This is a genomic window from Microbacterium sp. (genome assembly GCF_047607225.1).
In the GTDB taxonomy this organism is placed as follows: domain Bacteria; phylum Actinomycetota; class Actinomycetes; order Actinomycetales; family Microbacteriaceae; genus Microbacterium.
In genome coordinates, this window is the sequence record NZ_JASGDO010000011.1 from 1 (window position 1) to 19,023 (window position 19,023).

Genomic DNA, 19,023 nt, shown 5'->3' on the forward strand with positions numbered 1-19,023 from the left:
GGCGCGGGCGCGGGTGCTGCCGCGGGCGTCGCCGTGGGCAGGTCGCGGGAGCGCGAGGGCGCGGCGGCCGTGTACGCCTTCTACGGCCCGCACCAGGCCGGCATCACGACGCCCGTCCAAGACCACCTCCACTTCGCCGCGTTCGACATGATGGCCCGCACCACGCGCGAGGATCTGATCGGCCTGCTGCAGGACTGGACCTACGCGGCAGCCCGGATGACGCAGGGGCTCGACGTAAGCGCGACGGGAGCCGTCGGCGGATCGCCGGAGGCACCTCCGGACGACACCGGCGAAGCACTCGGCCTCCCCGCGTCCGGACTCACCATCACGTTCGGCTTCGGCCCCACACTGTTCGTCACGGCCGACGGAAAGGACCGCTACGGTCTGGCCTCTCAGCGGCCGGCCGCGCTCGAGAAGCTGCCCCCGTTCCTCGGCGACGACCTCGATCCCGGCACCTCGGGCGGTGACCTCTGCATTCAGGCATGCGCGGACGATCCGCAGGTGGCCGTGCACGCGATCCGCAACCTCAGCCGGATCGCGTTCGGGCGCGCGCGGTTGCGATGGTCGCAGTTGGGCTTCGGGAAGACCTCGAAGACCACCGCCGCTCAGGCCACGCCGCGCAACCTGTTCGGGTTCAAGGACGGCACGGCCAACATCCTCGCCGACGACACGGCGGCCCTCGCCGAGCACGTCTGGGTGGACGGCGCCGACGAGCCGGCATGGCTGGCAGGCGGCTCGTACCTCGTCGCCCGGAAGATCGCGATGATCATCGAGACGTGGGATCGCGTGCGACTTTCCGAGCAGGAGCGCATCGTCGGACGCGACAAAGCGCACGGCGCGCCGCTGTCGGGCGGCCAGGAGGAGACCGCCCCCGACTTCGCCGCGACGGGCGTCGCCGGCGCAGCCCGGATCGACGCTCACTCGCACGTGCGCCTCGCGCACCCGGAGCTCAACGGCGGCACCCGCATCCTCCGTCGCGGCTACAACTTCGTCGACGGCAACACCGACCTCGGACGCCTCGATGCCGGCCTGTTCTTCCTCTCCTACCAACGATCCCCCGCGCAGTTCATCTCCCTCCAACGGGCACTGTCCACCGATCTGATGAACGAGTACATCCGCCACGTCGGCTCGGGCATCTGGGCGGTTCCGCGCGGGGCGAGCACAGGGTCGTTCGTCGGTGCCGAGCTGTTCGCCTGAACCACGGGGGCGGACGGAGGGGAGCGACGGCCGGCTCAACCGGTGATGAACCGTCCGAAGCGCGCGAGCGCCCGCTCGACCTCGGCGGCGTCCGCCTCGCCGAACAGCTCGGGAACGGGAGCGAGGTGGTGTTTTCCCGCGGCCACCGAATGCGACCACAGGCCCACGATCTCGCCGTCGGCGACGAGCACGGGCTTGACGATGCCGTTCATACTCGGACCGATCCGGCGGGTGAACTCGGGGGCGCACGGCGTGGTGCGGTCGAGGTAGGACAGGTAGTACTCCTCGAAAGGCGGCAGCGCCAGGACCGGAGCGACCGCGGCGGGCGGCGGCGTATCGGCCGAGACGAACAGCCCGTCCTCCACCTCGACGACGCGGTCGCCCGCGTCCTCCCGAGCCCGCTGGGACAGCCCCTTCGGCAACCCGGTCCACCACCCGAAGTCGCCGGTCCCCGCCGGTCCGTGGCTGCGAATGTAGCGGACGAACAGCTCCGCGAGCGGGTCGGCGGGCCGGGCGGCGTCGGGGATCCAGTCCTCCGGCGCGACGACGTACTGTTCGCGCGTCGGACCGCCCTCACGCGGCACGACCGGGCCGAGCACGACGACCTCACGCAGGGCGAGCGCCGAGAAGACGTGGTTGCCGCGCATGCGCGACGTATCGATGCCCACCGCCTCCAGGACCGCGGCGAACTCGGCACGGGTGATGCGATTTCCTCCGGCGAGCGCGGCGCGCGCTGCCGTCTCGGCCCGCGACAGGATCTCGGCATCGATGCCGAGGCCGCGATGGACCCCGGCGTACTGCCTCGTCTGGCGTTCGGCGGTCACCGACAGCATCCAAGAGAGATCGGCCGCGGGGACGATGTGCAGGGTGCCGCGCTGTGTCCACGACCGCACCAGCCCGCCGGGCTGGGCGAACGCGGCATCGACGTCGCGGAGCGCCGGGGTACCGACCGCGCGGGCGGCCAACGCCCACCGCCCACCCCAGAACTCCTGGGCCTGCGTCGCCGTCATGTGGGCCGCGGCGGCCGTCACCGAGTCGGCGGGGGAACTGAGCCGATGTGCGCGCAGGCGCTCGGCTCGCAACGCGACGAGATCCATGACGCCATCCTGCCCGGGGCCACCCACACGCGGCGACCCCCACGGTGCGGCGTGCCGCGCGATAGACTCGTGCGGTCCGGCGACCCCTCCGCCGGTGCTCGAAAAATGGGCACGCAGCAGCCCGGCGACGACGCCGGAGCAGCGAGACACATACGGCCTCACCTCCGTCTCGTTCTCGCAGGAGCAGCATGTCCACCGTTTCCGCGCACGTCGCGCAGACCCTCGCCCGCCACATCGACCACGTCTTCGGAGTGATGGGCAACGGGAACGCCCACTTCCTCGACGCGCTCGAACGCTCCACCGACGTCGCCTTCACCGCCGTACGACACGAGGCGGGCGGTGTCGTCGCCGCCGATGCCTACCACCGCGCCGGCGGAAGCCTCGCCGCGGCGACCGCGACCTACGGCGCCGGATTCACCAACACACTGACGGCCCTCGCCGAGGCCGTGCAGGCGCACGTGCCGCTGCTGCTGGTGGTCGGCGACGAGCCCACGTCGGGCCCGAGGCCCTGGGACGTGGACCAGATCGCGCTCGCGTCGGCCGTGGGTGCACGCACCTATACGGTCGGACGCGCGGATGCCGCCGCGACGACCGCCATCGCCGTCGAACACGCGCTGTCCTACCGAGTGCCGACCGTTCTCGCCATCCCCTACGATGTGGCCCGGCTCGATGCCGGATCGGTGCCCGACGCGCCCGCACCGATCCTCCCCGGGCCGGTCGAACCCAGCCCGTTCGCACGGGCGGCCATCGTCGACCTCGCCGATGCCCTCGCGCATGCACGTCGCCCGCTTCTGCTGGCCGGGCGCGGAGCATGGGTGTCGGGCGCCGGCGCCGCGCTCGAGAGACTCGCCGATGCGACCGGGGCGCTCACCGCGACGACCGCGCTCGGCCGCGGCGTCTTCCCGCGCGCGGAGTTCGACCTCGGCGTGGCGGGCGGGTTCGGGGCCGAGGGGGCGATGGAGCTCATCCGCGCGGCCGATGTGGCCGTGGTCTTCGGCGCGGGCCTCAACCCCTTCACCATGCGTTTCGGCGACCTCTTCGCGCCGGGCACGCGCGTCGTGCAGGTCGATGTCTCCCCCGCCGCCACGCACCCGCACGTCGGCGGCTTCATCCGCGGCGACGCAGCGATCGTGGCCTCGGCACTCGCTGACGCACTGGAGCGGTCACAGCCCTCCGGATGGCGCGAGTCCGTCGACCTGCCGGCCGCGCGAGCACGACACCAGGGCGAGACCGTCGCCCCCGACGGCCGCTTGGATCCTCGCGCGGTCGCCGTGCGGATCGGGGAGGCGCTGGAGCGGCACCCGTCGACGCGCGACCGGGTCGTCGTCTCCGACGGCGGGCACTTCATCGGCTGGGCGAACATGTACTGGCCGGTGGCGGCTCCCGACCGGATGATGATGGTCGGCACCGCCTACCAGTCGATCGGACTCGGATTCCCTTCGGTTCCCGGCGCAGCGCTCGCCCGGCCGGAGTCGACGGTGGTGCTGACCACGGGAGACGGTGGCGGGCTCATGGCCCTCGCCGACCTCGAGTCGGCGGTACGTGTGGCGGCCGGCCGGGGGCTCGCCGTCGTCTGGAACGACGCCGCGTACGGCGCCGAGGTCAACCTCTACGGCCTGCAGGGCTTGGCCCGGGAACCGATGCTGATTCCGGAGGTCGACTTCGCGGGACTCGCGCGGTCTGTGGGAGCCGAGGGCGTCGTGGTGCGCACACTCGACGATCTCCGCGCGCTGGACGAATGGGCGGCGCGGGCTGCGTCGGACCGGGCTTTCCTGCTGCTGGACTGCCGCATCTCGGGCGAGGTCATCGCGCCGTACCAGCAGGAGATCATCCGAGTGAACACTCCCGCGAGGTGAGGGGCACGGCGCGTCGACACGCCGCCTCCCGAGACGCCGTTTCCTCCCCAGCAGGGGTGCCGCGGGCTCTGTCCACAGAAGCACACCTGATCTGGTATTTACCGGGCTGAACGTCGGGACCCCGGCGAACAATGAACGCATGACGAACACGGCGATCGGCGCTCCTCACGACGTTCAGGGCGGCGAGCGGGAACTACTGGACGCTCTCGCTGCCACGCGTCGAGAACGCGCCGCGCTCGATGCGAAAGAGACGGTTCTGCTGGCAAGGGCGGTCGATCTCGCACGCTCCCGGGAGGCGGCTCCGGGACCGTCCTCCGTCCGCGACCTCCCGCTGCGCTCGCTCGCCGCGCAGATCGGGGCGATGTGGCGCGCGTCCGACCGCACGGTCGAGCGTCAGATGTCCCACGCCGCCGTGCTGGTGGGGACCTTCCCGGCGACCCATGCCGCGCTGGAAGCGGGCGAGATCTCCCGCGCTCATGCATCGGTGATCGTCGATGCCGGCCTCCCTCTCCCCGACGATGACACTCGAGCGCGGTACGAAGCTGCCGTCTTGCAGGTCGCGCGGCGCGAGACCCCCGGTCGTCTGAGGCCTGCCGCGCGCCTCCTTGCGAACCGCCTCCACCCGATCCCACTCGACGCGCGTCACGCGGCCGCGGCGACTGCCCGGAATGTGTGGGTGCGTGACCTCGACGACGGGATGGCGGAGCTGATCGCGACCCTGCCGGCCGTTCTCGCACACGGGATCCGTCACCGGCTCGATCAGTACGCGCGCCGAGAGGTCGATGCCCGAGGAAGGGGCAGGACCGGCGGGAGCGGCGGCGGTCAGCTTCGCGACGGCGACACGGCCGACCTCCGTGGCCTCGGCGAGATCCGTGCCGACGTGTTCACCGACCTCCTCCTCACCGGACACGCGACTCCTGAAGTCTCGAACGCATCGATGCCGGAAGGCGAGGCGATCGTCGCTCGCGTGCAGGTAACGGTGCCCGTGCTCACCGTGCTGGGGAGCGACGTCACGCCCGCCGAACTCGTGGGACACGCCCCCATCGACACGCCCACCGCGCTCCGCCTCGCGGGAGCGGCGAGCGGGTGGGACAGGATTCTCACCCACCCCGTGACCGAGGCGGTGCTCGGTGTCGACCGATATCGACCCACCGACCAGCTCAAGCGGGCATTGCGGGTGCGGGACGAGCACTGTCGCTTTCCGGGCTGCCGGATCCCGACTCACAGGTGCGACATCGACCACACCGTCGCGAGAGCACACGACGGCCCCACCGGGGTGACCAACCTCGCCCACCTCTGTCGCCGACACCACACCCTGAAACACCACTCCGCCTGGCGGGTGAGGCAGACGGGAGACGGAGTGCTGCACTGGACCAGCCCCACCGGTCGGGTCTACCCCGATCGGCCTGCGCGAACCCTGGCCTTCGTGAGCGATTGCGGCACCGAGAACGTGGGTAATTTCACCCCCGAGAACGTGAGCGATTCCGGCTCCGAGCCGCACTCGCCGCCGCCGTTCTGATGCGGGGCGTGAATCGCCGTGCCTGCGTGCACCCCCGGCGCCGCTCGTGCTCACCGCGCGGGAAGGAGGACTCCGTCGAAGAACCCCGCCAGCTCGGTACGCGCCGTGAGCGACAGCACCGCCGCGACGTACTGGTCGGGACGGACCACGACGACGGCGCCGTCGCGGGCGATGCCCCGTTCATCGAAGATGTCGCGATCGTTCCATGCGCTCGCCCCCGCGGCGAACACCTTCTCCCAGTCCATCAGTCCGAGAGGCCCGGTCCGCGGCCGGAACACGTCGGGCACGGCACTCCATTCGACCTGCTCGAACGACTGCGGGTACACGACCTTCACATCGAACACCGCGTCGACGTCTTCGCCCGTGCGGACGTGGCGCTGCAACGGCGAGTCGGCCGACTCCGACAACCACCGCGCCCACGCGTCCAGCACCGGCGAAGCGCCGGAGTCATCCCGGTCGGCGAACGCGTAGATCCGCCATCGCCCGTCGGCCTTCGCGTGGTGGCCGAGATGGACCACGTTGCCGTCGGCGACACGCGTGACCGGCACGCTCTGAAACCGCTTGCCGAGCGGGAAGCCCGCGGCAAGACCCTGCTGCGCCGGCGACCCGACGATCATCGACGGTGCGTACTGCGTCATGAACCCCGACGGGAACTCCGCGGTGGCCAGGTAGTAGGTGGCGAGATCCTCAGGGTCGGTGATGTCCTCCGGCTTGCGGGCCATGAGCGACGACCACTCGCGATCGAAGTCGATGAGCTGCTGAGCCACCGGCCGGCGCTCGGCACCGTAGGTCGACAGCAGCGATGCAGGGCTGCGCCCAGTGAGCACGGAGCCGAGCTTCCAACCGAGGTTGAACCCGTCCTGCATCGAGACGTTCATCCCCTGCCCCGCCTTCGCGCTGTGGGTATGACAGGCGTCGCCGGTGAGGAACACACGGGGCGTGCGATCGGAGCCCTCCGGCACGTCGTCGAAACCGTCCGTCACACGATGACCGACCTCATAGACGCTGTGCCAGGCCACCTGTCTCACATCGAGCGTGTAGGGGTGGAGGATCTCGTTGGCGCGGCGGATGATCTCCTCGATCGGGGTCTGCCGCACCCGATGGTCATCGTCCGCGGCCACGGCCCCCAGGTCGATGTACATGCGGCTGAGGTAGCCGCCCTCCCGGGGGATGTGGAGGATGTTTCCCGCCTGAGCGTTGATGGCGCACTTGATGCGCCAGTCGGGAAAATCGGTGTTGACCAGCACATCCGTGACCCCCCACGCATGCTGAGAGATGTCCCCGACGTGATGGCGACCGATCGCCTCCCGGACGGCACTGCGAGCGCCATCGCAACCCACGACGTACTTCGCGTACACCGTGCGCTCTCCGGCCACCGAGCGCAGACGCACCTCGACGGGATGATCGCCCTCCTCTCGCACCGTGAGCCCGAGAAACTCGACGCCGTAGTCGGGCTCGATCCTCCCCGGCCCGTGGGCGGCCGCCTCGGCGAAGTAGTCGAGCACCCTGGCCTGATTGACGATCAGGTGTGGGAACTCGCTGATCCGGTAGCCATAGTCCTCGGTGCGCGAACGCCGCACGATGCGGCTCGGATCATCGGGATCGGGACCCCAGAAGTTCATCCAGCCGATGTTGTACGCCTCGGCCGTGATCCGCTCGGCGAAGCCGAAGGCTTGGAATGTCTCGACACTCCGGGGCTGGATGCCGTCGGCCTGGCCGAGCACGAGCCGACCGTCCCGGCGCTCGATGATTCGCGTCACGACCGACGGGTACTGCGACAGCTGAGCCGCCAGCAGCATGCCCGCGGGGCCGGAGCCGACGATGAGGACATCGATCTCGTCGGGAATCTCGCGCGGGCGCTCGACGCCGGTATCCCGCGCGGGATGCACGCGCGGGTCGCCGGAGACGTAGCCGTGGTGGTGGAACTGCATCGTCGCGCCTTACGCCCGCGCGAGACCGCGAATCGGGCTCACGGCCTGTTCCTTCTCGTGATCCGGGCCGAGCGGGATCCCGCTCCGGTCGCGCAGAACGAGCGTGGCGAGCAGGCCCAGCACCGTCATGCCGGCGAGGTACCACGTGACGGCTCCGGTCGAACCGGTGGCCTGCACGAGCGCCGTCGCGATCGTCGGAGCGAACGCGCCTCCCAGGATCGCACCGATGGCATACGAGATCGACACGCCCGAGAAGCGGATCGACGCCGGGAACAGTTCCGCATACAGCGCGGCCTGGGGCCCGTAGGTGAAGCCGAGCCCCACGGTCAGCACCACGAGACCCAGGCCGAGCAGCACGATGTCTCCCGTGTTGACGAGAGGGAAGAGCAGGAACACACCGACCAGCTGCAGCACCCACCCGATGAGGTACGTCGTCCGCCGTCCGAGTCGATCGGAGAGCCATCCGGCGATCCAGGTGAAGATCAGCCACGTCACTGCCGAGAGGGTGACCGCCCACAGGACCTCCGAGGTCGGGAGGCCCACGGGACCGGCGGGGTCGGTCGCGTAGCGCTGGATGTATCCGCCGGTGGTCATGTATCCGACCGCGTTGTTCCCCGCGAAGACGAAAGCCGCGACGATCACCAGCAACGCGTGGGTGCGGAAGAGGCGCACGATCGGCATCCGCGTCTCTTCCTTCCGCTCGGCGAGCTCCACGAAGACGGGGCTCTCCTCGACGCGACGTCGTACGTAGGCGCCGATCAGGATCAGCACGACGCTGAGCAGGAACGGAATGCGCCAGCCCCACGAGAGGAAGAAGTCTTCTCCAGGCAGCGACACGATCGCGAGCACCGCCGAGGCCAGCAGGAGCCCGAGCGGCACGCCGATCTGCGGCGAGGCGCCGAACAGCCCGCGCTTGGCCTTCGGAGCGTGCTCCACCGCCATCAGCACGGCTCCGCCCCATTCGCCACCCGCGGAGATGCCCTGCAGGATCCGCAGCACGATCAGCAGCACGGGGGCGAGGATGCCGATCTGCGCATATGTCGGCAGGAGCCCGACGAGGGTCGTCGCGACACCCATCAGCACGAGCGTCAGCATGAGGACGAGCCGGCGCCCGTACTTGTCCCCGAAGTGTCCGGCGAGAAACGCGCCCAGCGGCCGGAACAGGAAGCTGATCCCGACGGTGATGAACGAGAGGATCTGCCCGAACTGCTCACCGGCGGGTGCGAAGAACAACTGTCCGAAGACGAGACCGGCCGCGGAGGCGTAGATGAAGAAGTCGTACCACTCCACTGTGGTGCCGACCACGGTGGCGAACACGACCCTGCGCCGATCGGTCGCGGTCGCGATGGTGCCGGTGGGGGTGAACCCCGTCGGCGGAGTCGAGGAGGATGCGCTCATGGTGGCTCCTGTGTCACTGACGTCGTTGTCGTTCGGGCGTGCTTGCCCGGTGACTCAGGATCATATACGATTTCGGATACGACGCAAGAGCGAGGGAGCTCATGACCATCGAGACGACCACCGATCCCCGGTTCTCCGGCCTCCCCGGCCGTCCGGGCAAGATCATCGCGGTGCACCTCAGCTACTCCTCGCGCGCCGCTCAGCGGGGCCGGACGCCCGAAGCCCCTTCGTACTTCTTCAAGGCCTCGAGCTCCGTGGCGGCCTCCGGCTCCACCGTCACCCGCCCCGCCGGCACCGAGCTCCTCGCCTTCGAGGGCGAGATCGCCCTCGTCATCGGCATCCCCACGCGGAACGTCTCCCTCGCCGATGCCTGGGACCACGTGGGATGGGTGACCGCCGCGAACGATCTCGGGCTCTACGACCTGCGAGCCGGCGACAAAGGGGCCAACGTCCGCTCCAAGAGCGGAGACGGGTTCACCCCGCTCGGCCCCCGGCTCCTCGACGCGCGGCGCCTCGACCCCACGGGCCTGCGTGTGCGCACGTGGGTCAACGGGGCCCTCGCCCAGGACGACACGACCGGCGCCCTCCTGTTCCCCCTGGCGCAGATCGTCGCCGACCTCAGCCAGCACCTCACGCTCGAACCGGGCGACGTCATCCTCACCGGCACGCCGGCGGGGTCGTCGGTTCTCCAGCCCGGCGACGTGGTGGAGGTCGAGGTCGACGCACCCGAGGCGGGACTGGCGACCGGGCGCCTCGTGACGACCGTCGCGGACGGCGACGGCCCGGGGTTCGATCCGACTCTCGGCGCGCTCCCCTCCGTCGACGACACGCAGCGCGCCGAAGCCTGGGGCTCCCCCGCGTCCGCCATCCCCGGCTCGAGCACGGCGGCCGAGCGAGACGAGAGAGCCGAGCGAGACGAGTCGGACCCCACCGATGCTTCGAGGCTCGACACCGATCTGCGCGACGCGCTGTTCCGCCTTCCCGTGGCGGCGCTCTCCCAGCAGCTGCGCAAGCGCGGTCTCGACGACGTCACGATCGACGGGGTACACGCCCTCCACCCCGACCGCCGACTGGTGGGCACGGCGAGGACCCTGCGCTTCGTCCCGCACCGTCCCGACCTCTTCGAGACCCACGGCGGGGGCTACAACGCACAGAAGCGGGCGTTCGACACGGTCGGCGCCGGCGAGGTGATCGTGATCGAGGCACGCGGCGAGACCGGCTCCGGCACGCTCGGCGACATCCTCGCGCTCCGCGCCCACGCTCGGGGAGCCGCAGGGATCGTGACCGACGGCGGCGTGCGCGACGTCGATGCGGTCCGGGCCGTCGGCCTCCCGGTCTACGCCGCCGGGGCGCATCCGGCTGTGCTCGGACGCAAGCACGTGCCCTGGGATCACGACGTGACCATCGCGTGCGGAGGCACGACGGTCCAGCCGGGCGACATCGTCGTCGGCGATGCCGACGGCGTGCTCGTGATCCCGCCGCCGCTCGTGCGTGAGGTCGTCGAAGCGGCACTCGCGCAGGAGGAGGAGGACGCGTGGATCGCCGCCCGCGTCGCGGAAGGACACCCGATCGAAGGACTGTTCCCCCTCGACGCCACCTGGCGGGCCCGCTACGAGGCCGAGAGGACCCAGCGATGACCGACACCACCCAGACCGCGCGCAGCAAGTCGCAGCAGGCCTACCACTGGATCAAGGAACGCATCGCCGATCAGGTCTTCACTCCCGGTTACCGGTTGGTGCTCGGCACCATCGCGACCGACCTCGACATGAGCGTCGTGCCGGTGAGAGAAGCGATCCGGCAGTTGGAGGCGGAGGGTCTCGTGACCTTCGAACGCAACGTCGGTGCCCGCGTCTCCATGGTCGACGACACGCAATACCGCTTCTCGATGCAGTCCCTCAGCATCCTGGAGGGGGCTGCCACCGCCCTCGCCGCACGCCGTCTCACCGCCGACGACCTGCGCGATGCGCGTCGGATCAACGAGCTGATGATCGAGACGCTCGCCCATTTCGACCCGCGCGCGTTCACCAGGCTGAACCAGGAGTTCCACGCGACGCTGTTCGCACGGTGCCCCAACCCGCGCATGCTCGAGCTCGTCGAGGCGGAGTGGGCGCGCCTCGGACACCTCCGCGACTCGACGTTCAGCTTCGTTCCCGGCCGCGCCCAGGAGTCCGTCCACGAGCACGAGAACATCGTGCGTCTCATCGAGCGAGGAGCGCCTCTCGGTGAGATCGAGAAGGCCGCTCGTCGTCATCGTTCGGCAACGCTCGACGCCTACATGATCCACGAGCACCCGGATGAGGCCCTCGGCCTCCCCGCGTTCTGATCCCCGTCCCGACAAGGAGCCCACATGAGCACTCCCGACCTCGACTCGCGTCACGTGCCGGCCGATCTCCCCTCCCGGATCCAGCACTACATCGACGGCGCGTTCGTCGATTCCCTCGACGGGGCCACCTTCGACGTGCTGGAGCCGGTGTCCAACGAGGTGTACGTCACCGCGGCCGCAGGCAAGAGCGCGGACCTCGATCGCGCCGTGGCGGCCGCGCGGCGCGCGTTCACCGACGGTCCGTGGCCGCGGATGCTCCCCCGCGAACGCTCGCGAGTGCTCCACCGGATCGCCGACATCGTGGAGTCGCGCGACGAGCGCCTCGCCGAGCTCGAATCGTTCGACTCCGGGCTGCCGATCACGCAGGCCCTGGGACAGGCCCGGCGCGCGGCGGAGAACTTCCGCTTCTTCGCCGATCTCGTCGTCGCTCAGGCCGACGACACCTTCAAGGTCCCGGGCCGCCAGCTCAACTACGTCAACCGCAAGCCGATCGGCGTCGCGGGGCTCATCACCCCCTGGAACACGCCCTTCATGCTGGAGTCGTGGAAGCTGGGCCCGGCCCTGGCGACCGGCAACACCGTCGTTCTCAAGCCCGCCGAGTTCACGCCGCTGTCGGCGTCCCTGTGGGCGGGGATCTTCGAAGAGGCGGGACTCCCGCGGGGCGTCTTCAACCTCGTGAACGGGCTGGGCGAGGCCGCGGGAGATGCCCTCGTGAAGCATCCCGACGTGCCGCTCATCTCCTTCACGGGCGAGAGCTCCACGGGGCAGCTGATCTTCGCCAACGCGGCACCGCACCTGAAGGGGCTGTCGATGGAGCTCGGCGGGAAGTCCCCCGCGATCGTCTTCGCCGACGCCGATCTCGATGCCGCCATCGACGCGACCATCTTCGGCGTGTTCTCCCTCAACGGCGAGCGCTGCACGGCCGGTTCCCGGATTCTCGTCGAGCGTGCCGTCTACGACGAGTTCGTCGAACGCTACGCGGCTCAGGCCGCGCGGGTGAGGGTCGGCTACCCGCACGACCGGCAGACCGAGGTGGGCGCGCTCGTGCATCCCGAGCACTTCGCGAAGGTCATGAGCTACGTCGAGCTCGGCAAGACGGAAGGTCGTCTCGTGGCCGGCGGGGGGCAGCCCGAGGGTTTCGCGTTCGGCAACTTCGTGGCCCCGACGGTGTTCGCCGACGTCCGCCCGGACGCCCGGATCTTCCAGGAGGAGATCTTCGGCCCCGTGGTCGCGATCACGCCGTTCGAGACCGAGGAGGAGGCGCTGGCGCTGGCCAACGACACGAAGTACGGCCTCGCCGCCTATGTCTGGACGAACGACCTGAAGCGCGCCCACACCTTCGCGGGCGCCGTGGAGGCGGGCATGGTGTGGCTCAACTCGAACAACGTCCGGGACCTTCGCACCCCCTTCGGCGGCGTGAAGGCGTCGGGGCTCGGCCACGAGGGCGGCTACCGCTCCATCGACTTCTACACCGACCAGCAGGCCGTTCACATCACGCTCGGCGCGGTGCACAACCCCACTTTCGGCAAGAACTGACGCACGCCCGGAAAGCAAGGACGCTGATATGACCTCCCGTGACCAGTTGACCCCCACCTCGTCGGGCTTCTTCGTGAGCCAGGAGGCACCGATCCGCTCCGACGATCCCCTCCCGACGCCCACCGCGCCGGCGCCCGACATCCTGCGCTGCGCCTACATGGAGCTCGTCGTCACCGACCTCGCGGCGTCGCGCGCCTTCTACGTCGACGTGCTGGGCCTCTACGTGACCGAGGAGGACGAGAGCTCGGTCTACCTCCGCTCGACGGAGGAGTTCATCCACCACAACCTGGTGCTGCGCGAGGGGCCGATCGCCGCCGTGGCCGTGTTCTCGTATCGGGTGCGCTCCGCCGACGACCTCGACAAAGCGGTCGCGTTCTACACCGAGCTCGGCTGCCGAGTGGAGCGGCGGGCCGAGGGCTTCGTCAAGGGCATCGGCGATGCCGTGCGGGTGACCGATCCACTCGGGTTCCCCTACGAGTTCTTCTTCCAGACCGAGCACGTGGAGAGACTGTCGTGGCGCTACGACCTCCACACCCCGGGTGAGCTCGTCCGCCTCGACCACTTCAATCAGGTCACCCCCGACGTCCCCCGGGCGGTGGGCTTCATGCAGTCGCTCGGCTTCCGCGTGACCGAGGACATCCAGGACGAGGAGGGCACGGTCTACGCGGCGTGGATGCGTCGGAAGCCCACCGTCCACGACACCGCCATGACCGGGGGCGACGGACCACGCATGCACCACGTGGCCTTCGCGACGCACGAGAAGCACAACATCCTCGCCATCTGCGACAAGCTCGGAGCGCTCCGCCGTTCCGACGCGATCGAGCGCGGGCCGGGGCGACACGGCGTCTCGAACGCGTTCTATCTCTACCTCCGCGACCCCGACGGTCACCGCGTGGAGATCTACACGCAGGACTACTACACCGGCGACCCCGACAACCCCGTGGTCACGTGGGACGTCCACGACAACCAGCGCCGCGACTGGTGGGGCAACCCGGTCGTGCCGTCCTGGTACACGGACGCCTCGCTCGTCCTCGATCTCGACGGCAACCCGCAGCCGGTCCTCGCCCGCACCGAGGCGTCGGAGATGGCGATGACGATCGGCGCCGACGGCTTCTCGTACACGCGTCCGCAGGAGAGGGGCACCTCGGGGCCGGAACACCGGCAGGGCGAGTACAAGCTCGGACACCAGCTCTGACATGCTCACCCCCGACGAGACCGACCGCATCGCGGCGGAACTGGCCGAGGCCGACCGCACCCACGGCGTGATCCCGCGGATCACGGCGCGCTATCCCGCGGCGACCGTCGAGGACGCCTACCGGATCCAGGCGCGCTGGCGCGATCGGAGAATCGCCGACGGCCGGCGCCTCGTGGGGCGCAAGATCGGTCTCACGTCCCGTGCGATGCAGCAGGCCACCGGGATCACCGAGCCGGACTACGGCGTGATGTTCGACGACACGGTGTTCCGCAGCGGCGACCGCCTCCCGTTCGACCGTTTCTCCAACGTCCGCGTGGAGGTGGAGTTGGCCTTCGTCCTGGCGCACCCCCTGGAGGGGCCGGGCGCCACCCTCGCCGATGCCCTGCGTGCGACCGATCACGTGGTGCCCGCGCTGGAGGTGCTCAACTCGCACATCGAGCTGGAGGGGCGCACCATCGTCGACACGATCAGCGACAACGCCGCCTACGGTGCGATGGTGCTCGGCGAGACGCGTCGCCGCCCGGACGAGGTCGACCTTCCGTGGGTCCCGGGTGTGCTCAGCCGCAACGGCGAGATCGAGGAGACCGGGGTCGCCGCGGGGGTGCTCGGCCATCCCGCCACCGGTGTGGCGTGGCTGGCCAACAAGCTCCATCAGCACGGTGCCAGACTCGAAGCGGGCGAGATCATCCTCGCCGGATCCTTCACCCGCCCCGTCTGGGTGCACGCGGGCGACCACGTGCTCTGCGACTACGGACCGATGGGAACCATCTCGTGTCACTTCGTCTGACCCCCACCTTCCGGGAGCGCCTGGCCGAGGCGGAGCGCCCCCTCGCCGGGCTCTGGGCCTGCACGGCGTCTCCCGTCGTGACCGAGATCCTCGCGGGATCGGGCATGGACTGGATGCTCATCGACATGGAGCACTCACCGAACGGGCTCGGCAGTACGCTCGCTCAGCTCCAGGTCGCTGCCGCCTACCCGGCCACCCCCGTCGTCCGTGTTCCGATCGGAGATGTCGTCACGATCAAGCAGGTGCTCGACCTGGGCGCGCAGAACCTCCTCGTGCCGATGGTGTCGACGCCCGACGACGCCCGTGCCGCCGCCTCGGCGGTTCGGTATCCGCCTCGGGGCACGCGCGGGGTCGGCGCTGCGCTGGCACGGTCGGCGCGGTGGAACCGCGTGGACGACTACGTGCGCGATGCCGACGCGCACACGTCGCTGTTCGTCCAGATCGAGACCGTCGAGGGCGTCGCCCAGGCGGCCGAGATCGCCGCCGTCGACGGGGTGGACGGCGTGTTCGTGGGTCCGTCCGACCTCGCCGCATCGATGGGCCTTCTCGGCGAACAGACCCACCCCGATGTCCTCGCCGCCGTCTACGAGACGATGCGTGTGGTCCAGGCGGCGGGAAAGCCCGTGGGCGTGAACGCGTTCGACCCCGTGATCGCGCGCGGGTACGCCGACGCCGGTGCCGACTTCCTGCTCGTGGGCGCCGACGTGGCGATCCTCGCCCGAGAGTCGGAACGGCTCGCCGAGGAGTGGATCCGCGCCGCCCGCGGACACGATCTCGACGCCACCTGACGCCGCGGCGATCGTCTGTCACTCTGGACGGATGAAGAGAGACGTCACCAGCCGCATCGTGGTCCGGGTCACCGAGACGGCGGACCTCCTGTTCGCAATCGCGGTGGCGACCACCTCCGCCGAGGTGGAGGAGTCGTTCCGCGCCACGCTCGACGGCGTGGCGGTCGAGCCCACGGAGATGCCCGATGCCCACGGCGGTCGCCTGCACCGGCTCCGTGTGGACCCCGGTGAGCTCGTCGTCGACTACGCCGCGCAGGTCACCGGCCGCGATACGCCGCGAGACGCCGACGAGACCGAGCTGGTGGTGTATCAGCGCCCGAGCCGATATGCGGAATCCGACGAGCTGTCCGCGACGGCCGGCGCGGAGTTCGCCGGTTCCGGCAGCGACGCCCAGACCCTCCTCGCCGTCTCGTCGTGGGTGGGAACACGCTTGGCCTACGTCTCGGGATCCTCCCTCCCGACCGACGGCGCCACCCGCACGCTCCTGGCTCGACGGGGCGTCTGCCGCGACTTCGCCCATCTGTGCGTCGCGCTGCTGCGCGCCCGCGGGCTCCCCGCGCGACTCGTGTCGGTGTACGCGCCCGGCCTGGAGCCGATGGACTTCCACGCCGTCGTCGAGGCGTGGGTCGAGGGTGCCTGGCGCGTCATCGACGCCACGACGCTAGCGCCACGCGGGTCGCTCCTGCGGATCGCGACCGGCCGTGACGCCGCCGACACCGCGTTCCTGACGGTACTGAGCGGCCGCGCCGACCTCGTCGACCTCCGCGTCGGCGCCGTGGCAGACGAGCTTCCGTCCGACGATCTCGACGAGCTCGTCTCGCTGGGCTGACATCCGCGGCGGCCGGTGCGTGACGGTGTTCAATATGTTGCATGCCCCTCCCCTCCGATGTCCCGCCCGTCGGCCGCTCCCTCTTGCGCGATGACGTCTACCGGCGTCTGCGCGACGCGATCGTCGACGGCACGCTCCGGCCCGGCGAGCAACTGCGCGACGCCGAGATCGGCGCGTGGCTGGGCGTGAGCCGCACTCCCGTCCGTGAGGCGCTGCTGCGACTGGAGGGGAACGGCCTCGTCGTCACGCAGCCGGGGCGATCGACGGCCGTGAGTGAGATCGACGAGACGTCTCTGCGCGACGCGAGGGATGTGGTCGCCGCGATGCACACCCTCGCGGTGCAGGAGGTGGCCGGACGGCTGAGCGCGGCCGACATCGCCGAGATGCGCGACGCGAACCGTCGCTTCGCCGAGGCGATCGCGGCGGGTGATGCGGCCGCCGCACTGGACAGCGACGAAGAACTGCACGCCGTCCCGATCCGCGTGCTCGGAAATCGGGCGGTCGAGAAGGTGCTGGAGCAGTTCGGCCCCATCGTCCGTCGCGCCGAGCTCATCCGGTTCAGCGACGACGGGCATGCCTCCATCGAGCGGCACGAACGCATGATCGATCTGTGCGAACGACACGATGGTGCCCGCGCCGCCGCCACGGCGTTCACGACGTGGCAGAGCCTGCCCACCGCGACGGAGTCTCGCTGAGCTCGACGGCGGCCACCGCATCGGGTCAGCTTTCGGCGAGGCGCACGACCACGCGGAGGCCGCCGGACGGGCGCGCGGTGAGGTGAAGGGTCCCGTCGTGGGCGCGGACGATCGCCGCGACGATCGCGAGCCCCAGGCCCGCGCCCTCCTGTCCCTCCCGCCGTGTGCGAGCAGCCCCACGCTGGAACGGCTCCACGAGGGTGTCCACCGAAACCGGATCGAGGACGGCACCCGCGCTCTCGACCACCAGCACCGCCTCTCCCTCGTCGAGCCAGGTCGAGGCGGAGACGGGGCCTCGATTCGGATCACCGTGCACGAGCGCGTTGTGCAGGAGATTGACGGCGACCTGACCGAGCAGCGGCTCCGATCCGGAGGTCGGAGCCGGGGCGCTGGAGACGATGAGCTCCGCGCCACGCTCTTCCGCGAGCGGGAGGAGAGCCTCTGCGGCCTCCTCCAGGAGGAGGGAGAGATCGACGTCTCGACGCTCGAACGCGCGGCGCTCCACCCGGGTGAGCAGGAGCAGCGCTTCGACGAGCTCGATGGAGCGATCGTTGACGCGCGCCAACCGCTCCAGGAGCGCGGCGGTGTCCCGGTCGGGGTCGGAGCGGGCGACCTCCAGGAGAGTGCGGGTGATCGCGAGAGGCGTGCGCAGCTCGTGCGAAGCATTGGCGGCGAAGCGCTGCTGTTCCGAGGACCCGCGGATGGCGCCCCGGTGACACACTGTCAACCTGTTGACAAACGAGGTGTCAACAGGTTGACTCGAAGCATGGCCGATCGCATCACCGTCACCCTCCACGAGTTGGTCGCCGAGCTCGACATCTACGCCGACGCCGTCCTGCAGCAGCGACACGGCGTCTCGTTCAACCTCTTCGAGTTCCTGGCGACCCTCGCCGAAGTGGGGCCGGTCGATGTGACCGGGCTCGCGCGCTGCCTCCGCGTGACGAAAGCGGCCGTGAGCAAACGGCTCCCCGGTCTCGTCGACGACGGCTGGATCCGGACCGAGGCCGGCACCGGCCGCCGCGTCGTGATGTCGCTCACCGACAAGGGACACACACTCGTGCAGCGCGCGGGCGGCGAGCTGGAAGCGGAGTTCACCGAGATGCTGGCAGACCCGCGCCTGGATCCCGAGGTCTCGCCGGGCGCCATCGATGCCGGCCGGCTCAACTCCCACCTGGCGACCCTCACCACGATCGTCCTCGAGAAAGGCACCCCCTCATGACCCGCCGGATCCTCCTCGTGATCGGCACGCCGCTGCCGGCGACACTCACCCACGCCCTCGCCGCCGCCTACGCCGACGCCGCGCGGTCGCACGGCGCGGAGGTCCGCGTCGTCGACCTTGCCGTCGACCCCATTCCCGACCACCCGCGGACGCGCGACGAGCTCCGCGCACCTCGCACGGAGGCCGACCGTCCGCTCGACCCGGACGTCGCCCGTTACCTCGACGATGTCCGGTGGGCGGAGCACATCACGATCGTCCACCCGCAGTGGTGGGGCACCGTCCCGGCCGCGCTCAAGGCGTTCATCGACCGCGTGTTCCTCTCGGGCGCGACCTTCCGCTACCGCCAGGGCACCCGCACGTGGGACCGGTTGCTGAAGGGGAGGACCGCCCGGGTAGTCATGACGATGGACTCCCCGCGCTGGTGGAACCGGATCGTCTACCGCGGCGCCGCGGAAGCGTCCCTCACCCGAGCCACCCTCGGCTACTGCGGCGTGACGACGGTCGGGGTGACCCGCTTCACACCCGTGCGGTTCAGCGATGAGTCGTCACGGCAATCGTGGATCGACCGGATGCGTGCGCTCGGGCGCAAAGATGCCGCGGGGCGCGGGCGACGTGCCGGCGTGCGAACGGCGGACGTCGCCGACGCCGCCGCC

General features: G+C 70.3%; 17 protein-coding genes. 13 read left to right on the forward strand and 4 right to left on the reverse strand.

What is annotated here, in order from left to right; genetic code table 11:
- The coding region (efeB, locus tag QM591_RS01310; protein WP_415128804.1) for an iron uptake transporter deferrochelatase/peroxidase subunit at positions 1-1,197 on the forward strand (1,197 nt) is incomplete at its 5' end.
- Between the two features lie 35 nt (positions 1,198-1,232).
- Here the strand turns inward: efeB and QM591_RS01315 are convergent.
- Complete coding sequence (locus tag QM591_RS01315; RefSeq protein ID WP_415128806.1) at positions 1,233-2,294, reverse strand: winged helix DNA-binding domain-containing protein; 1,062 nt, start codon at positions 2,292-2,294, stop codon at positions 1,233-1,235.
- A gap of 188 nt (positions 2,295-2,482) precedes the next feature.
- Between QM591_RS01315 and QM591_RS01320 the strand changes: the two genes are divergently transcribed.
- A complete protein-coding gene (locus tag QM591_RS01320; RefSeq protein ID WP_415128808.1) occupies positions 2,483-4,150 on the forward strand; it encodes a thiamine pyrophosphate-binding protein in 1,668 nt (555 codons plus the stop codon).
- A gap of 139 nt (positions 4,151-4,289) precedes the next feature.
- A complete protein-coding gene (locus QM591_RS01325) occupies positions 4,290-5,669 on the forward strand; it encodes a DUF222 domain-containing protein (protein ID WP_415128810.1) in 1,380 nt (459 codons plus the stop codon).
- Between the two features lie 50 nt (positions 5,670-5,719).
- Here the strand turns inward: QM591_RS01325 and QM591_RS01330 are convergent, their stop codons facing one another.
- Complete coding sequence (locus tag QM591_RS01330) at positions 5,720-7,600, reverse strand: FAD-dependent monooxygenase (RefSeq protein WP_415128812.1); 1,881 nt, start codon at positions 7,598-7,600, stop codon at positions 5,720-5,722.
- A 9-nt stretch (positions 7,601-7,609) separates the two neighbouring features.
- The gene (locus QM591_RS01335; RefSeq protein ID WP_415128814.1) at positions 7,610-8,998 is read right to left on the reverse strand and encodes an MFS transporter; all 1,389 of its coding nucleotides are present in this window, start codon (positions 8,996-8,998) and stop codon (positions 7,610-7,612) included.
- A gap of 101 nt (positions 8,999-9,099) precedes the next feature.
- Here QM591_RS01335 and QM591_RS01340 point away from each other — a divergent pair, with 101 nt between their 5' ends.
- The 8 genes from QM591_RS01340 to QM591_RS01375 are packed head-to-tail and all read left to right on the forward strand — an operon-like array spanning position 9,100 to position 17,151.
- On the forward strand, positions 9,100-10,635 hold the full coding sequence (locus QM591_RS01340) for a fumarylacetoacetate hydrolase family protein (RefSeq protein WP_415128816.1): 1,536 nt from the start codon (positions 9,100-9,102) through the stop codon (positions 10,633-10,635).
- The gene (locus QM591_RS01345) at positions 10,632-11,321 is read left to right on the forward strand and encodes a GntR family transcriptional regulator (RefSeq protein WP_415128818.1); all 690 of its coding nucleotides are present in this window, start codon (positions 10,632-10,634) and stop codon (positions 11,319-11,321) included. The genes QM591_RS01340 and QM591_RS01345 overlap by 4 nt, the downstream gene beginning before the upstream one ends.
- Before the next feature lie 24 nt (positions 11,322-11,345).
- A complete protein-coding gene (gene hpaE / locus QM591_RS01350) occupies positions 11,346-12,857 on the forward strand; it encodes a 5-carboxymethyl-2-hydroxymuconate semialdehyde dehydrogenase (RefSeq protein ID WP_415128820.1) in 1,512 nt (503 codons plus the stop codon).
- 28 nt (positions 12,858-12,885) lie between these two features.
- Complete coding sequence (hpaD, locus tag QM591_RS01355; RefSeq protein ID WP_415128822.1) at positions 12,886-14,052, forward strand: 3,4-dihydroxyphenylacetate 2,3-dioxygenase; 1,167 nt, start codon at positions 12,886-12,888, stop codon at positions 14,050-14,052.
- A 1-nt stretch (position 14,053) separates the two neighbouring features.
- Positions 14,054-14,839: a 2-keto-4-pentenoate hydratase gene (locus tag QM591_RS01360; protein ID WP_415128824.1), complete on the forward strand. Its 786-nt coding sequence runs from the start codon at positions 14,054-14,056 to the stop codon at positions 14,837-14,839.
- Entirely contained in the window at positions 14,824-15,627 is an 804-nt protein-coding gene (locus QM591_RS01365) for an HpcH/HpaI aldolase family protein (protein WP_415128826.1), read from the forward strand. Before QM591_RS01360 ends, QM591_RS01365 begins: the two co-directional genes overlap by 16 nt.
- A gap of 31 nt (positions 15,628-15,658) precedes the next feature.
- The gene (locus QM591_RS01370) at positions 15,659-16,456 is read left to right on the forward strand and encodes a transglutaminase-like domain-containing protein (protein ID WP_415128828.1); all 798 of its coding nucleotides are present in this window, start codon (positions 15,659-15,661) and stop codon (positions 16,454-16,456) included.
- Positions 16,457-16,497: 41 nt separating this feature from the next.
- The gene (locus QM591_RS01375; RefSeq protein WP_415128830.1) at positions 16,498-17,151 is read left to right on the forward strand and encodes a GntR family transcriptional regulator; all 654 of its coding nucleotides are present in this window, start codon (positions 16,498-16,500) and stop codon (positions 17,149-17,151) included.
- Between the two features lie 25 nt (positions 17,152-17,176).
- Here the strand turns inward: QM591_RS01375 and QM591_RS01380 are convergent, their stop codons facing one another.
- Complete coding sequence (locus QM591_RS01380) at positions 17,177-17,872, reverse strand: sensor histidine kinase (protein ID WP_415128832.1); 696 nt, start codon at positions 17,870-17,872, stop codon at positions 17,177-17,179.
- A 45-nt stretch (positions 17,873-17,917) separates the two neighbouring features.
- Between QM591_RS01380 and QM591_RS01385 the strand changes: the two genes are divergently transcribed.
- Together QM591_RS01385 and QM591_RS01390 are read left to right on the forward strand one after the other, a co-directional pair.
- Positions 17,918-18,370, forward strand: coding sequence for a MarR family winged helix-turn-helix transcriptional regulator (locus QM591_RS01385; protein ID WP_415128834.1), 453 nt, complete (start codon positions 17,918-17,920; stop codon positions 18,368-18,370).
- Positions 18,367-19,023 (forward strand): NAD(P)H-dependent oxidoreductase (locus tag QM591_RS01390; protein WP_415128837.1); only part of this gene is annotated, 657 nt, incomplete at its 3' end. The genes QM591_RS01385 and QM591_RS01390, both read left to right, overlap by 4 nt.